The following is a 12,782-nucleotide window of genomic DNA, read 5'->3' on the forward strand; positions in this document are numbered from 1 at the left end:
AGAATAACCTACAGATAAGAAAAAAGTCTATATCTTGTACTTTTATTTTATGTTAAAAGATATGAGAATGGAAATAAAAAAGGTTAATTTTTTAAAAACAGTTGTTTAGCCCGGTTTTCCATGCAAAAAGAAGCATGAATTAAGGTTAAGTCATTTCGGGTAGCTTCTGTTTTATGTACCATTATAATATGAAACGCGTCAGAAAACGAGTAAAATGTCCTATTAAACAAAAAAACTTCTACGTTTTTACAGTAGAAGTTTCTCGATGTTAGTTTACTAAGCGTTGTGCTTCTTTCAGTTGGAAGGTACGAACTTTCCTTGGTAAAAACCTGCGGATTTCGTCCTCATTATATCCTACCTGAAGTCTCTTCTCATCAATAATAATTGGTCGACGAAGAAGGCCAGGATTTTCTTGTATTAATTTGTATAAATCCTGAAGAGGCATTGTCTCCAGATTTACATTTAATTTTTGGAAAACTTTCGAACGAGTTGAAATAATCTCGTCTGTTCCATCTTCCGTCATACGTAAAATTTCTTTGATCTCTTCGATTGAAAGAGAATCTGAAATAATATTTCTTTCTTGATATGGAATTTGATTTTCCTCTAACCATGACTTCGCTTTACGGCATGAAGTACAGCTTGGAGAAGTATAAAGAGTAACCATTAACCTTATCACTCCCTTAAAAAGTAGATTATTACTTAACAATCAGCATGATTGGTCATGGATGTGTATACTAAATTAAAATTAGTTTAATTAAGTAATTTCTTTAATTATTATACCTCAAATTTTCTGAGAAAGATAGACAATTTTGAAGAAAACTTATAAATCATTAAAACCTTGATACATCTATAGTTCTAAATAGAAAAGCAATAGGAATGACTAGTCCCTATTGTCTCAAAAGTCACACATTTTTTAAGATGTTCCGATTATCATTTTTGTCGTTAAATGATAATACTTGACTAACATCCTGATAAGATTCCCCATAAAATTCTTTATCTTTATATTTGTGGATTTCTTCATATGTTTTTTTCATGGCTTCATAAATAAGTTCCTCAGATTGATTTGAAGGTGACCAATACAATATTTCCATTTGGTTACGTTCATTTGTTGCCAATGATTTGCGTTCGTAACCAATTGAGGTTGCATGCTCAAAACCTTCCCTTTTGTAGAACCTTAGTCTTTTTTCAGTATCTGAGTCCTCATAGTTAACGGGTTCGACCTCAAGGATTATTGGTTTACCCTTTTTCTTTAACTTTTCGATAAGCTTATGTCCTAGGCCTTGTCCTCGAGATTCTTTTGAAACAAAAAGGTAATCGATAAATATAAAACTGTCTAACTCTGCATACATCAGAACATGGAAAGGACCTTCATCTTTGTAATAAATATCCCCTTTTTCCTTCAATAGTGTTTCCATATGTTCTTTTGATTTCATTTCTTCAATGGGAAAATACTGATTAAGTTTTTCGTACCAATTCATACCTCTACTCCTTGTATTTTTAATCGGACATCCTTAGTGTATGCAAATGAAAAGAGTTTGTTCCCATTTTCATTATTCCCTCTTTTAATAATACTTCACTTGGAATAGAATAGAAGTAAGGAAGACGTTTTCATTAAGGGGGATATTCATGGCAAGCTACATAATGGATCTAGGTCTAATTGCTGTTTTAGTCATTGGAATTACTGCTTTGATGGGTGTTATGGCAAATGGTGTGGGAGAACGAGTTTTTGGCGGTAAGTCTGGAACAGATATCGTTAACCGTGATTCGCATGTGAAAAATGGTTGGAAAAACGTAGGCGGACGAAAAAAATAAAAAAATGGCTGGTCCCAAAGTCGATTGGGCCAGCCATTTTTTTGTCTAACTTCACGCGCCATCGGCTCTTTGGTCTAAGCCAATCCCTTCGGAAGGTAAAAGACACCTTCTGTCAGCGCTCGTCTTATGCTTGACTTGCACAGGACAAGGAAGTCTTCGACAGAATAATCATCGCACGAAGAAAATGCATAGCATTTTCGAGGAAGTGCTGACATCGACGTTCGCCACAGGACGTGGCGGTAGTTAGTCGATGTTCTGCTACCAAGGCGCCTAACGCTTTTCTTACTATGGCGTGTAATCCACACCTTTTGTATACGTGTTTGCGGCATTCCAAAGTAAAAACTCATGTATCCCTTGGTCTTGCAATCCTTTTATTTGTGCTTCTATTTCTGTCTTTCCATAGACTGTATAGTTTCCCTTTCCTAGCCAACTTGCTGTAAAGTCCTGAAGCCATGGTCTCGATATAGGTCTGGTTTCGATTTGATTAAGCTTATGGTTTTCAACCTTGGCATATTCAGAAACTAAACGATATGGTTCTAAGTCAGGGCGTGCAATACCAAAATATGATGTCCAGTGACTTGGGTAAATCATGGAAGAGATCACATCGACATGCTCAGATATCTTAGAGAAATTTTGGCCAATTCCAGGTGCTTCAGGTAATGTTGCCGTATATCCAAAAATATCAACTGAAACTTTGATATTATATGGCTCTAATTTTTCTTTTGCATATGCTACAAAATCCGTCACAGCAGCAACACGTTTTTGCACACTATCTAGGTTTGCTTTTTCGTATTCCCCCATGCCATAAGTTAAGGAACCATCACGCTTCTCAAATCCTTCTGGAAAACGAACATAGTCAAATTGAATCTCTTGGAATCCAAGCTTTGCCGCTTCAATTGCAATCCCAACGTTGTGATCCCAAACTTCTTTTAAGAAAGGATTCACAAATGCTTCCCCTCGTCCATTCGTCCAAACCTTATCGCCTTCTTTAAAGGATAGATCCGGTCTCTGCTTAGCTAATACTGAATCCTTAAACACAACAACCCTGGCGATTGGATAGATTTGCTTTTCCTCAAGCTTTTTAAGTAAGGCAGTTGGATCTTTAATATAATCCTTACTTATCCCTTGAAATTTCGAGCCCTGTGGAGGTACGTATGTCAAATATCCGAAGTCGTCCTTAACATCTATTACCATTGCATTTAGGTCAGTCTCATCAATAAATTGGACGAGTCGTGGAAAACGGTCTCCACCCGCAGAATGTGCTGAAACATAAATTCCTCTAATTGCGTCAGGATATTCAAATTGATAGCCTGAATCAAATTCAAACCGGGTCACCATTTCTGGGATCTCTTTTTTTGTTATGACCAATTTACTTGTAGGATGTGATTCCATCATGAAAATTTTATTTTCAGCAAAGCCTGTATCATTTGCATATACTATGCCTAATCCGATTAAAGCGATAAACAATAGAAAAGAAATAAATTTTTTCATGCTTTCCTCCTTCCTTTCCACTTATTACTAACAGTTTATATGAATTTTTCAGAAAATCATACAAAATTAGACAAACTTTTCATAATCTTTTTGTTTATTCCATTGTATGAGTGGGTTTGTCTTTATATTTATATTCTTCTAATAAACCCCTCTGATATTAATGGTAAATCTAATCAAAATAAAAAATGGCCCTTTAGGCCATTTAGCTGTACTTTGCTTTATATTCTTTGTATTCTTTTTCCGAGCAAGCGACAAGATGTCCTGGTCTAATTTCTCGGAGTTTTATCTCTTCATTTTCTGAATATCCATGTTCTTTTGGATCGTAAATAAGTCTTTTTCGATTTCGTTCATAATCTGGGTCTGGCAATGGAATTGCTGATAACAATGATTTTGTATATGGATGGATGGGGTTTGAATATAAGTCGTTCGCATCTGCAAGCTCAACGATTTTTCCGAAATACATAACTCCAATTCGGTCACTTATGTATTTAACCATTGATAAATCATGTGCAATAAACAAGTACGTCAATCCTTTTTCTTTTTGGAGCCTTTTCATCAGATTAACAACTTGTGCTTGAATAGAAACGTCTAATGCGGAGATAGGCTCATCAGCGATAATAAAGTCTGGTTTAACTGCAAGTGCACGCGCAATTCCAATCCGCTGACGCTGTCCTCCTGAAAATTCATGTGGATACCGATTCGCATGCTCACGGTTTAGTCCAACTGTCTCCAATAGTGAATAAACTTGTTCCATTCGTTCACTATTGTTTTTAGCAAGTCCATGAATATCAATCCCCTCCGCCACAATATCCGCTACTGTCATTCTCGGATTTAAAGAAGCATATGGGTCTTGAAAAATCATTTGCATTTTCCGGTTAAACTTTTTCAACTCTTTCTTCGATTTTTTCCCATGAACATTTTCACCATTAAAAATAACTTCTCCGCCGGTAGCGTTATATAAGCGGATAATGGTCCTTCCCGTGGTTGATTTTCCACATCCCGACTCTCCCACTAGACCTAGCGTTTCTCCTTTGTAAATATCAAAGGTAATCCCATCCACCGCTTTGACCATATTAGGTTTTCCAACATTAAAATATTGCTTTAAATTTTTGATTTTAACTAATTTTTGCTTTTCAGCCATTTCATTCATCATCCTTTCTTTGTTGCTTTTCGGATGAGAAGTCTTTCATTCGACGTTTTACGGCTTCAGGTGGCTCCACTTTTGGTGCATCTGGGTGAAGTAGCCATGTAGCTGCATAATGTGTATCTGAAACCTTAAACATTGGTGGTTCCATTTCATAATCAATTTTCATCGCGAAACGATTTCTTGGTGCAAATGCATCCCCTTTTGGAGGATTTGTAAGGTCTGGCGGTGACCCCGGTATGGCCATAAGCTCAGTTTGATTATCATTATCTAGACTTGGCATTGACGACAATAATCCCCATGTATAGGGATGCTTTGGGTTATAAAATATTTCATCAACCGTACCATATTCAACGATTTTCCCAGCATACATAACTGCCACTCGATCTGCAACATTGGCAACGACACCTAAATCATGGGTGATAAAAATAATCGATGTTTCCAGTTTCTTTTGGAGGTCCTTCATTAATTCCAAAATTTGCGCTTGGATCGTTACGTCCAAGGCAGTAGTTGGTTCGTCAGCAATCAATAATTTAGGACTTGAAGCCAATGCAATGGCGATCATCGCACGTTGTCTCATTCCACCACTAAATTCATGTGGATATTGATTTACCCGCTTCTCTGGGCTAGGGATTCCAACTAGTCTAAGAAGTTCAATTGCACGATCTTTTGCATTTCCCTTGGACATATTTTGATGTTTAATTAAAACCTCCATAATCTGCATGCCAACCTTCATCGTTGGGTTAAGGGAGGTCATTGGGTCCTGAAAGATCATTCCAATATCCTTTCCCCGAATCTTCTCCATTTCCTTATTCGTTTTTGGAACAAGGTCTTCACCATCAAAAAGGATTTGTCCTTTTGTAATTTTTCCAGGCGGCATCGGAATAAGCTTCATAATTGTTTGTGAGGTTACACTTTTACCTGACCCTGATTCCCCAACTATGGCAAGTGTTTCACCCTTATATAAATCAAAATTCACACCGCGGACTGCTTTCACTTCACCCGCATAAGTTTGAAAAGAGACTTCAAGGTCTTTTACTTCTAATAACTTTTCCATTTACTCACTCCCTTACTTGCGCAGCCTTGGGTCTAATGCGTCTCGCATTCCATCGCCTATTACATTGAAAGCAAAGATCGTGATACAGATTAACGTTGCCGGGAAAAACAACCGCCATGGATAATATTCAAAAGCCGGCAAGCCTTCTGAGGCCATTGTTCCCCAGCTGGCAAGTGGAACTTGTACACCTAAGCCAAGATAACTTAGAAAGGATTCAGTAAAAATTGCATTTGGAATCGTCAACGTCATGGTAACTAAAATTGGACCCATGGAATTCGGTATCAGGTGCTTAAACATAATGCGCTTAACGTCAGCACCTAATGTTTGTGCTGCAAGAACATATTCCTGGTACTTCAACTGCAAGACTTGTCCTCTTACAATCCGAGCCATATTGATCCAACCGGTTATGGTCATCGCAAGAATCATAGTACCGAGCCCTTGTTCAAGAATAACCATGAGTAGAATAACTAATAACAAATAAGGTACTCCATATAAAATATCTGCTAATCTCATCATAAATTCATCGACTTTTCCACCCATATAGCCGGATATACCGCCCCATAAAACCCCAATAACGAGGTCAATAACAGCAGCTGCAAGTCCAATAAATAAAGAGATTCGTGCTCCTTGCCAGGTTCTTGTAAAGACATCTCTTCCAAGTTCATCTGTTCCAAACCAATGCACGCTAGATGGTGCCTCATTGGCATGGGCAAGATCTGTTGTTCGATAATCAAATTCATTCATCATTGGCCCAAAAATCGCCATAATTAGTAAGAAGATTAACAGTACGACTCCAGCTAATGCCAGTTTATTTTTCCTAAATCTTGAAGTGACATCCTTCCAAAATGATAAACTTGGTTTTGAAATTTTTTCAGCTTCATTCTCATTTATGGTTGCGGGCGTAAACATTTCCTTTGGAATATTCTGCATACGTTACTCCCCTTTCTTTGCCCCAGATAACTTGATACGAGGATCAATAAATCCGTACAAAATATCGACAAGGAGAACAGAAATCAAGAGTAAGATACTATAAAAAACAGTGACTCCCATAATTACGGTATAATCACGGTTTGTGATACTCGTTACAAATTCGTCCCCTAATCCAGGTATTCCAAAGATTTTTTCAATTACAAAGCTACCTGTTAAAATTCCTGCTGTTAAAGGTCCCATATAGGAGACAACAGGTAGCATTGCATTTCTGATCGCATGCTTAATGGTAATCGTACCTTTCTTTAATCCTTTAGCACGAGCTGTTTTTATGTAATCATTGGCCAGTACCTCGAGCATACTTGAACGAGTTAATCGTGCGATAAACGCCATTGGTGATGAAGCTAGAGCAATTGCAGGCAAAATTGTATGCATAAACGATTCCCATCTCGCAACTGGAAAAAGATCTAGCTTAATGGCAAATACATATTGGAGAACCGTTGCTAAAATAAAACTTGGAACGGATATTCCCAAAACTGCAACAATCATCGCTGAATAATCCTGCCACTTATTGTGATAAAGGGCGGCAACCACACCTAATACAACCCCAAACGCAATTGCAATCAGGATGGATTCAATCCCTAAAAAAAGGGAAATGGGAAAGCCGTTATTGATAATTTCATTCACGGTCATTGCTTTATATTTAAAGGAAGGACCAAAATCCCATCTAGCCACATCATACAAATAGTCAAAATACTGTTTATATAACGGTTGGTCTAAACCATAATGGGCATTTAAAGCTGCTTCAATTTCTGGAGGGACATCCTTTTCTTTCGTAAATGGACCTCCTGGAGCCGCCTGCATTAAGAAAAATGTGGCGGTTACAATCAAGATGAGAGAAACGAGCATGTAGATTAATCTCTTAATGATATATTTTGCCACTTCGTACACCTCCCATTGCTAGCACTTTTGACCTTTTCAAAAAGTAAGGTATATAGGCCAACTATATACCTTACTTTTTTCTTGGTTTGAGTTATTCAAAATAAGCCCACTTATATTGAACATCTCCTAATGGAGAAATAACTACACCTTTTAAGTTCTCATTTTGAACCCAGTTGTTAGTATAGAAATAAATGGGGGCAATAGGCATTTCTCCGATTACTACTTGCTCAGCTTCTTTTAGTAAACTAAGTCGCTTATCTTTGTCTGTTTCTTTAGCTGCTTGTGCGAGCAGGTTATTAAACTTCTCATTTGTCCACCCTGTATCATTATTTCCTTGTGGTACTGTAAAAATTTCAAGGAAGTTTACGGGATCGTTAAAATCAGCTAACCAGCCTGCGCGACCAATTTGGAAATTACCTTGGTCTATATTATCTAGATACACGTTCCACTCTGCGTTATTAAGGGTTACATTGATCCCTAAATTCTTTCTCCACATATCTTGAACAGCTTGTGCAACCTTTTGGTGTCCTTCAGAAGTATTATAGGAAAGAGCAATCTCAGGAAGTTGAGAAACATCTGATAATCCAAGTTCATCTAATGCTTTTTGTAAATGTTCCTTTGCAGCATCTACATCGTTGTCTTTAAAATAGCCCTTCTCATTTTCCTTAAGAATTGCGGATGGAACTAAAGCCATTGCGGGAATTTGTCCACCTTGGGTTATATTTTCAACAATCGCTTTTCGATCAATAGCATACGATAAGGCTTTTCGAAGATTTTCGTTTTGAAAAGGCTCTTTATTAATATTAAACTTATACCAATACGTTCCTGCGATAGGGCTTTTTTGAAGAGTTCCTTCTTTATCTAACGTAGGGATTACATCAGTCGGCAATGCTGATGTAGGTGCACCAGCCCAATCCAACTCTCCTTTTTTAAAGCTTTGATATTCAGTATTCGGATCATTGATCATATCCATCGTAATTTTCTCAAGCTTGACTGAATCAGCATCCCAATAGTCTTTATTCTTATTAAGAGTAATGCTTGCTGATTTATCTGCAATTACAAACGGACCATTTGAAACATAAGATTCATCCACCCGATTTGCCCAATCAGGATTATCCTTCGCAATCTTACTGTTAACGGGAAAATAAGTATAAAAGGCCGTTAATTCTAAGAAATAAGCAGTTGGGTTAACTAATTTCACCTCAAGCGTTTTATCATCAATTGCTTTAATTCCGACATTCTCCATTTTTTCAATTGAAATATCGGGTGTATTATACGCATCTTTTGCTCCTTCGACATAATTGTATATTTGTGACGCATAGTCAGATTGATTTCCTGGCACCAATACCCATTTCCATGCATACTCAAAGTCGTGGGCAGTAACAGGATCCCCATTCGACCATTTAGCATCACGGATTGTAAAGGTATACGTCTTTCCATCTTCAGAAACGTCAATTTTTTCCGCCATTGCTTCTTCTGGCTCGCCATTTTTATTAATTCGAGTTAAACCTTCAAAAGCATGGTTTAATACTACTCCAGATGTTGAGTCCGTTGCTAAGCCAGGGTGTAATGTTGGAGGTTCAGAACTAATATTGATTCTTAGTTCTTGCTTTGCACCTTCCCCCTCGGCTCCGCCACCTTCTTTTTTGCCATTATCAAAAGTGCCGCAGGCCGAAAGTACAAGAGTACTTGCTAAGAGTATACTTAATATCAACGACATTTTTCTCAAACAGATGACCTCCTAAGTATGTATTTTCCTTTTTTTGTTACGAAAGTTATACGCTACTTATGTTGTTTCAAAACGGAATATCTTATGCGTATTGGACTTAGATGTTTTCCTTCATTTTTTTGCTTCAATACTTGCAATTCGAATTGAAAAGATTATAATAAAAATAATATGAATAACGGGCTATGATAAAGAGTAGTACATATGATAACCATTGGGAGGGAATTTCCTCTTCAGAGAGTCTGTGGTTGGTGTGAACAGGTAATGGTGCATATGGAATGGACTTTTGAGCATCTTCGCTGAAATTGGAGTAGGTGAAGACGTGTTCCTTACGTTACAAGGATACGAGAGATTTTACTCACTCAATTTGAGTAAAATAACTAGGGTGGCAACGCGGTAACCATTCGTCCCTAACATTTAATTGTTAGGTGCGGGTGGTTTTTTATTTTGGCTTAAACTACTCTTTATCATCCATATTTTTAAAAGGAGAGAATCAACATGCAAACTATTTTTTCAGGTATTCAACCAAGTGGCTCTGTAACATTGGGTAACTATATCGGAGCAATGAAGCAATTTGTCGAATTGCAAAATGAATATAATTGCTTCTATTGTATTGTGGACCAACACGCGATTACTGTACCGCAAGACTCAAAAAAACTACGCGAAAATATCAGGAGCTTAGCTGCTTTATATCTCGCAATTGGGCTTGACCCAGAAAAAGCAACTCTATTTATTCAGTCAGAGGTTCCAGCACATGCTCAAGCAGGCTGGATGTTACAATGTGTCTCTTATATCGGTGAACTAGAGAGAATGACTCAATTTAAAGATAAATCACAAGGAAAAGAAGCGGTAGTTGCTGGATTATTAACATACCCACCTCTAATGGCAGGGGATATTCTCCTATATAATGCGGATCTTGTTCCTGTCGGTGAAGACCAAAAGCAGCACATCGAATTAACACGTGACCTTGCTGAAAGATTCAACAAAAAATATCGCGAAATCTTCACAATACCTGATGCCAGAATACCTAAAGAAGGCGCAAGAATTATGTCATTACAGGATCCTACAAAGAAAATGAGTAAGTCCGATCCAAACCCAAAAAGCTATATTGCGTTACTCGATGATCCTAAGCAAATTGAGAAAAAGATTAAAAGTGCTGTAACAGATTCAGAGGGAATTGTGAAATTTGATAAGGAAAACAAACCTGGTATTTCAAACCTACTTACCATCTATTCCAATTTCAGTAACAAATCCATCAAGGAAATCGAATCCTTGTATGAAGGAAGAGGATACGGAGAATTTAAAGCTGAGCTAGCAGAGGTTGTATTGAACGAAATTCGCCCAATTCAAGAAAGATATTACGAGATTCTAAACTCATCGAAACTAGACGATATCCTCGATGCTGGAGCTGCAAAAGCAAATAATGTGGCAAGTAAAACTGTCAAGAAAATGGAAAATGCAATGGGACTAGGAAGAAAAAGAAAATAATGAAAAGGAAAAAGGATTTGTTCACGAACAAATCCTTTTTCCAATTAATTTTCATGTCATTACACTTTTGATTCATGTTCAATTTCCCAAAGCTTTTCAAAAAATGGTTGACCCTTGATTAGGTTTTCACATAATTGAACATGTTTGCTTGTCCAACCATTTCTCGTTTCTTCATAGAGATTTTGCCATACTTCTTCGAAATGCATTTCTTGAATTTCTTGGTATCGCGAAGGATTCCACTCCGTATACCAATACCTAATCTCCGCTACATTTTTTGTTGAGGCTAACTGATCTAAAGCCATAAAAAGTAGCTGCTTTAGCTGCCTTTCCTTGCGGGTAAGGCCAGCCATTTCAATCGGCGAAGGAGACAAAATATGATATTCCTTTTCCTTTGTGCTATCCTTACTATCAAAGGTATAAGGAATCGCTTCATGACCATTCACCATTTCATAAACAAGCTGTTCCTGCCTTGGAATCAATCGACTTTTCCGAATCGGGATGTTGTAGCCTATTGTGTCTATCGCCATAATTCCATGACCGTCTGTTACAACAAAACAATAATCGAGTTGAATCCGTTCGTGATTTTTACGAACATACGCTTTTTGGTGAACATCCATAAGAAGTTGTTGTGGAAGTTCCATTAAATCATTTTCAATGTAGTTAAACAACGGAGACTCAATTTTTAGTAAAGGTACCTGGTCTAACAGTTCAACACTATCATCCTTGCGCCATTCATGGAAGTGACAAACGTTGTAACCATTTTCTTCACCTTCAAACCAATTTACCCAAATATCATGAAGAAACAACATTTTTTACCCCTCACTTCAAAGCTGTTTGTCAACAGTATAGGCAGAATGAGGAAATTTTATTCCAAATTATTCTTGTATTGTTAGAAAATACTTACACGTTTTAATCTCTTTTGGATGTTTTTGATGGATAGTAAATACTCAAACAAATCATCACAAAGCCCACAACAACTAAATAGCATTCGATCCTTTTACTTATGAATTGTAGGTATTCCAAAAAAGTTAGACCTGTCGTGGTTAAATTTAAATAAGCAATCGTAGAAATTCCTCCACATACCGCAAGCCCAAATCCAACTAAAAATATAAAAGCCCTAACCATCTGTATAGCATACAATAAGACTGCGTTCAAAATGCACTTTCAATGAAATCACCTGCTCGTCCTATTTTCTTTCTATAATCTATGGTTAAAGCTCACAAAAGATGTCAAATGTATAGTTTTGAGGCAAAAGAAAAAGCCAAGATGGCATCTCGGCTTTTTCTACTCATTTATTTTTGGATCAAGTGCATCACGTAAACCATCACCTACAAAGTTAAAGCAAAGTACTGTAATTAAAATCATTAAACCTGGAGCCATTGGAACCCACCACTGGTTAAGCATGATTGTAATACTTTGTGCACCCTGAAGCATATTCCCCCAACTTGGTGTTGGTGGCATTATACCTAATCCAAGATAACTTAGAGCAGACTCTGCTAAAATAACTCCTCCAACTGCTAGTGTAGCCGCAACGATAATTGGACCCATAGCATTAGGAAGAATTTCTCTGAAGATAATTGTAAAGCTTCTTGTTCCAATTGTTTTTGATGCTAATACAAATTCTCGACTACGTAGGGATAAAAACTCACCGCGGACTAATCTGGCAGTGGTCATCCACCCTGTAAGAGCAAAAATGATAATTAACTTATCTACCCCTGGCTTAAAAAGTGTTACAAGTGTAATAAGCAAGAAAATTTGTGGAATAGATAGCATGATATCAACAAATCTCATGACCAATGCATCAACAATACCACCGAAATATCCTGCAATTGCACCAAGAGCTGTGCCTATCGTAATTGCGCCCGCTACTGAAGCAAACCCAACTAATAGTGAAATTCTAGCCCCATACAATAATCGTGTTAAGATATCACGGCCAAATGTATCTGTACCTAGTAGGTGTTCCTTACTTGGGTCAGCAAGTCTCTTAAACAAGTCTTGTTTGTCCGGGTCATGTGGCGTTAACAATGGTGCAAATATCGCCGAGACAATAATCAGAATCAATAACACTGCACCGATGACTGCGAGCTTATTTTTGAAAAACTTTCGAATCATTATTTTCGTCAATGTATCTGCTTTTGTAGATAAACCTTGTAACTCTATATCGTTTCCAGTTGCTAAATTCGGTTGTGCCATCT

The 12,782-nt window shown here is 37.3% G+C and carries 13 protein-coding genes and 1 other annotated feature; of the genes, 2 read left to right on the plus strand and 11 right to left on the minus strand.

The annotated features are described in order from the left end of the window. Positions 1–268 precede the first annotated feature (268 nt). Positions 269–664, minus strand: a complete 396-nt coding sequence (gene spxA, locus DZB84_RS04735; RefSeq protein ID WP_099354197.1) for a transcriptional regulator SpxA — start codon at positions 662–664, stop codon at positions 269–271. Positions 665–902: 238 nt separating this feature from the next. Continuing rightward, positions 903–1,478: a GNAT family N-acetyltransferase gene (locus DZB84_RS04740; RefSeq protein WP_116351115.1), complete on the minus strand. Its 576-nt coding sequence runs from the start codon at positions 1,476–1,478 to the stop codon at positions 903–905. 148 nt (positions 1,479–1,626) lie between these two features. Here DZB84_RS04740 and DZB84_RS04745 point away from each other — a divergent pair, with 148 nt between their 5' ends. After that, positions 1,627–1,812 carry a hypothetical protein gene (locus DZB84_RS04745; RefSeq protein WP_116351116.1) on the plus strand — a complete coding sequence of 62 codons (186 nt, stop codon included), beginning with the start codon at positions 1,627–1,629 and terminating at the stop codon, positions 1,810–1,812. Positions 1,813–2,097: 285 nt separating this feature from the next. On the opposite strand, the gene DZB84_RS04750 is transcribed toward DZB84_RS04745, so the two are convergent. The 6 genes from DZB84_RS04750 to DZB84_RS04775 all read right to left on the minus strand — a co-directional run bounded on the left by DZB84_RS04750 (position 2,098) and on the right by DZB84_RS04775 (position 9,093). Then, a complete protein-coding gene (locus tag DZB84_RS04750) occupies positions 2,098–3,303 on the minus strand; it encodes a putative glycoside hydrolase (RefSeq protein ID WP_116351117.1) in 1,206 nt (401 codons plus the stop codon). Positions 3,304–3,505: 202 nt separating this feature from the next. Then, positions 3,506–4,444, minus strand: coding sequence for an ABC transporter ATP-binding protein (locus DZB84_RS04755; protein ID WP_116351118.1), 939 nt, complete (start codon positions 4,442–4,444; stop codon positions 3,506–3,508). A gap of 1 nt (position 4,445) precedes the next feature. Beyond that, on the minus strand, positions 4,446–5,504 hold the full coding sequence (locus DZB84_RS04760; RefSeq protein ID WP_116351119.1) for an ABC transporter ATP-binding protein: 1,059 nt from the start codon (positions 5,502–5,504) through the stop codon (positions 4,446–4,448). Between the two features lie 12 nt (positions 5,505–5,516). Then, a complete protein-coding gene (locus DZB84_RS04765; RefSeq protein ID WP_116351120.1) occupies positions 5,517–6,434 on the minus strand; it encodes an ABC transporter permease in 918 nt (305 codons plus the stop codon). A gap of 3 nt (positions 6,435–6,437) precedes the next feature. Then, positions 6,438–7,373, minus strand: coding sequence for an ABC transporter permease (locus tag DZB84_RS04770; protein ID WP_116351121.1), 936 nt, complete (start codon positions 7,371–7,373; stop codon positions 6,438–6,440). A gap of 91 nt (positions 7,374–7,464) precedes the next feature. Beyond that, entirely contained in the window at positions 7,465–9,093 is a 1,629-nt protein-coding gene (locus DZB84_RS04775; protein WP_116351472.1) for a peptide ABC transporter substrate-binding protein, read from the minus strand. Positions 9,094–9,275: 182 nt separating this feature from the next. Further along, positions 9,276–9,514: a binding site (T-box leader), on the plus strand. Between the two features lie 83 nt (positions 9,515–9,597). Between DZB84_RS04775 and trpS the strand changes: the two genes are divergently transcribed. Further along, positions 9,598–10,587 (plus strand): tryptophan--tRNA ligase, encoded by a 990-nt coding sequence (trpS, locus tag DZB84_RS04780; RefSeq protein ID WP_116351122.1) that lies wholly within the window; start codon positions 9,598–9,600, stop codon positions 10,585–10,587. Positions 10,588–10,646: 59 nt separating this feature from the next. Here trpS and DZB84_RS04785 read toward each other — a convergent pair whose 3' ends face one another. The 3 genes from DZB84_RS04785 to opp4C form a co-directional block, all read right to left on the minus strand. Further along, positions 10,647–11,396, minus strand: coding sequence for a YjbA family protein (locus DZB84_RS04785; RefSeq protein WP_116351123.1), 750 nt, complete (start codon positions 11,394–11,396; stop codon positions 10,647–10,649). A gap of 100 nt (positions 11,397–11,496) precedes the next feature. Then, positions 11,497–11,712 carry a YuzI family membrane protein gene (locus DZB84_RS25710; protein WP_116351473.1) on the minus strand — a complete coding sequence of 72 codons (216 nt, stop codon included), beginning with the start codon at positions 11,710–11,712 and terminating at the stop codon, positions 11,497–11,499. Between the two features lie 159 nt (positions 11,713–11,871). After that, a complete protein-coding gene (opp4C, locus tag DZB84_RS04795) occupies positions 11,872–12,780 on the minus strand; it encodes an oligopeptide ABC transporter permease (protein ID WP_116351124.1) in 909 nt (302 codons plus the stop codon). Positions 12,781–12,782 lie beyond the last annotated feature (2 nt).

Source organism: Bacillus sp. HNG (assembly GCF_003400205.1).
In the GTDB taxonomy this organism is placed as follows: domain Bacteria; phylum Bacillota; class Bacilli; order Bacillales; family Bacillaceae_L; genus Ferdinandcohnia.

Coding starts and splice junctions, on each gene's coding strand:
- DZB84_RS25710 (WP_116351473.1), bottom strand. CDS start 11,712: ATGGTTAGGGCTTTTATATTTTTAGTTGGATTTGGGCTTGCGGTATGT.
- DZB84_RS04775 (WP_116351472.1), bottom strand. CDS start 9,093: ATGTCGTTGATATTAAGTATACTCTTAGCAAGTACTCTTGTACTTTCG.
- DZB84_RS04745 (WP_116351116.1), top strand. CDS start 1,627: ATGGCAAGCTACATAATGGATCTAGGTCTAATTGCTGTTTTAGTCATT.
- spxA (WP_099354197.1), bottom strand. CDS start 664: ATGGTTACTCTTTATACTTCTCCAAGCTGTACTTCATGCCGTAAAGCG.
- DZB84_RS04755 (WP_116351118.1), bottom strand. CDS start 4,444: ATGGCTGAAAAGCAAAAATTAGTTAAAATCAAAAATTTAAAGCAATAT.
- opp4C (WP_116351124.1), bottom strand. CDS start 12,780: ATGGCACAACCGAATTTAGCAACTGGAAACGATATAGAGTTACAAGGT.
- DZB84_RS04740 (WP_116351115.1), bottom strand. CDS start 1,478: ATGAATTGGTACGAAAAACTTAATCAGTATTTTCCCATTGAAGAAATG.
- DZB84_RS04765 (WP_116351120.1), bottom strand. CDS start 6,434: ATGCAGAATATTCCAAAGGAAATGTTTACGCCCGCAACCATAAATGAG.
- trpS (WP_116351122.1), top strand. CDS start 9,598: ATGCAAACTATTTTTTCAGGTATTCAACCAAGTGGCTCTGTAACATTG.
- DZB84_RS04785 (WP_116351123.1), bottom strand. CDS start 11,396: ATGTTGTTTCTTCATGATATTTGGGTAAATTGGTTTGAAGGTGAAGAA.
- DZB84_RS04760 (WP_116351119.1), bottom strand. CDS start 5,504: ATGGAAAAGTTATTAGAAGTAAAAGACCTTGAAGTCTCTTTTCAAACT.
- DZB84_RS04750 (WP_116351117.1), bottom strand. CDS start 3,303: ATGAAAAAATTTATTTCTTTTCTATTGTTTATCGCTTTAATCGGATTA.